The sequence below is a fragment of the Anaerophaga thermohalophila str. Valhall genome (assembly GCF_000250735.1).
In the GTDB taxonomy this organism is placed as follows: domain Bacteria; phylum Bacteroidota; class Bacteroidia; order Bacteroidales; family Marinilabiliaceae; genus Anaerophaga; species Anaerophaga thermohalophila_A.
The window spans coordinates 1-3002 of record NZ_AHZV01000108.1; the positions used below are offsets into that span (position 1 = coordinate 1).

A 3002-nucleotide genomic window follows, 5' to 3' on the forward strand; every position below is an offset into this window, starting at 1 on the left:
AAATGTGGTTTAAATATTGTTGAAAAAAAATACAACATATAAGCTACGTTAAACCAAATTTTAACTACATATAAACAAATTTCAAGTTGTCATTAAATTCGTGGTAGAACCGACTTGTTTATCAGGGTGTCATTTTGTTTATTTCCTGAACAGGTGCTAAAGCATGTTGAGTAACTTTCTCCACCACTGTGGTTTCGGGTAAATAAAAGTTGGCTGTTTGCTCTGTTTGTGTGGAAGATGAACCAATTTTAAGGGTATACTCTCCTTTTTCGGCAATCCATGCACCGGTTTGTTCATCAAATGATGATATGTCACGTGCATTAATATCAAACGAAAGGGTTTCACTTTCGTCTGGTTGCAGAAGTTTGGTTTTTCCAAAGTTGATCAATTCGATACCTGGTTTTACCAGATTTCCCTGCGGTGCTGAGATATAAACCTGAACCACTTCGCGTCCGGCTACTTCGCCTGTGTTGCTGATTTCAACTGAGGCAGTAAGTTTATCCTTGAACTCATCGGCGGATAATTTCAGGTTATTGTAATCAAAATCGGTATAGGAGAGGCCGTAACCGAATTCATAGGCTGTTTTTTTGTTGAAAGTGTTGTAGTAGCGGTATCCCACAAAAATATCTTCGGTATAGATCACTTCCCATGGGACTCTCTGCATCATTGAGAATCCTGATAAATCATCTGTGTTACTTGTTTCTCCTTCTGTGGCATGGCCCGGGAAGTTTGCTGATGACGGGGCATCGTCATAAGTAACAGGGAAAGTTACGGCCAGCTTACCTGAAGGATTGACTTTTCCGCTAATCACATCAACCACTGAGTTTCCGGCTTCCTGACCGGGTTGCCAGGCAAGGAGGACAGCATCCGGAATTTTGGCCCAGGAGGCTGTTTCAACAGGAGCCCCGATGTTGAGAATGACAATGGCCTTTTTGCCTTTGGCCTGAAATGCTTCAGAGACGTTCCTGATGAGTTGCTTTTCCGTCCCGGTCAGGTAGAAATCGCCCGGTGCTGCTTCACGGTCTCCGCCTTCACCCGAATTCCGGCCAATGGTTATCAGTGCTACATCGTTTTTTTCTGCCATTTCGCGGGCCATCCGGGCAGATACCTCCATTTCAGCAACGGGTTCTCTGCCACCCATCAATGCTGTCAGCCAGTTTTTTGGAGGGCCGGCCTTGGCACGCATCTCTTTAATATATTGATGGTAAATGTCTGAAAGTTCATCGTTGGCATCGAAACCGCCATTTTCCAATCCTTCTATAAGTGAAACGGTGTAGGCTTCATTTACATCCCCACTACCTGTTCCGCCCGAAATAAACTCGTAAGATGAATTTCCGAAGACGGCCAATGTTTTAACTTTTTCTGCTGAAATGGGTAGTGCATGATTGCGGTTTTCAAGCAATACCATCCCATCGGTTGCGGCCTGGCGGGTTATCCGGGCATGGGCCTTCATATCCGGATTGTTGGAATATTGGTAAGCTTTGTATTTCGGGGTTTTCAACATGATGCCAAGTATACGTTCGATATTCCGGTCAAGAATTTTTTCATCCAGTTTACCTTCTTCAACGGCTGCAATAATTTTTTCAACCTGGTTGGGCTGCCCCGGCATAATCAGATCATTGCCTGCCTTCATTTGTGCCACGAGGTCATCTCCGGCTCCCCAGTCGGTTACGACATATCCTTCAAACCCCCAGTCGTCACGAAGAATCTTTGTCAGCAAATCATGACTTTCGGATGCATATTGCTCGTTAATTTTGTTGTAGGCCGACATGACAGTCCATGGCTGCGACTCTTTGACAGCAATTTCGAAGCCACGCAGATAAATTTCCCTTAAAGCGCGTTCGCTAACAATGGTATTGACGGATAGACGATTGGTTTCCTGATTGTTGGCAGCATAATGTTTGATGGAAGTTCCCACACCATTGGACTGGACACCCTTTACCATGGCTGCAGCCATCTTTCCGCTTATCAGGGGGTCTTCCGAGTAATATTCAAAGTTTCTTCCGCAAAGCGGATCCCGTTGAATATTAAGAGCAGGTGCTAACAGTACATCGCCACCATACTCCAAAACTTCGTTGCCCATGGCTTTACCTACTTCTTCTACGAGGTCTGTGTCCCACGAAGATGCCAGAACTGTGGCAATAGGGAAGGCCGTGCAATAAAAAGTGCTGTCCGTTCCTTCTCTTTCGGGAGCGATCCGGAGTCCGGCAGGGCCGTCGGCCAGCACCTGCGAAGTAATTCCCAGTTCCGGGAATTCGGCAGTAAATCCGGCCGCTCCGGGTAAATATTCACGGATGCGGCGAACCATTTTTGCATAAGCTGTATCGCCGTAATTTTTCAGAGGATCTTCGAAAGGTGCTTCAATTGTGTCGGGAAGATCGAAAACCATACCTGTTCCGATCACCAGCTGTGCTTTCTGCTCCAGGGTCATTGAGGAGATGATGTCCTGTACTTTTTTCATGTTGTCTTGCTCTTTTGTTGTTGACGTACATTGTACAATAACTATTGCAAGTACAAAGAAAAGGATAATTTTTGTTGTAGGTTTCATTGACAGATTATTTGATGTTAGATGATTCATCCGAATGAAACGAGTCCCGATTACTCCCCGATAAATCGAGGCAGGATAGAACTCACAAATTTTTCATAAATGCCCTTGTGTGGCAAATTTCTTTATAAACAAAGCGGCAGAGCCGAGGGAGAAATCAAAGTTACAGACTCGTTTCATTTTATTATGGGTTTATTACGATCTTGGCAGGTTATCCCCGGGCGCTGAAGAGTATATAAAAAGGGCTGTCAGAAAAAAGCATGATTTTTATGGCCCTTTGATTAACTCTGATAACATAAAGGTATAAATAAAATTTCAGAGTAAAAATGCTTTTCTGACAGCCCTTTACAGAGGTTGAGTTATGCTATTTTACCAGGGATCATTCTGTTCCATTTCCGGGTTGTTATCAAGTTCGTTTTCCGGAATAGGGTAGTATTCATATTTTGAACTATAGTTT

Annotated in this window: 1 protein-coding gene; it reads right to left on the reverse strand. The window is 44.0% G+C overall.

Going from position 1 to position 3002, the window contains the following annotated elements:
- Positions 1–121 precede the first annotated feature (121 nt).
- On the reverse strand, positions 122–2461 hold the full coding sequence (locus OQ5_RS0105850) for a glycoside hydrolase family 3 C-terminal domain-containing protein (RefSeq protein WP_255297406.1): 2340 nt from the start codon (positions 2459–2461) through the stop codon (positions 122–124).
- Between the last annotated feature and the right edge of the window lie 541 nt (positions 2462–3002).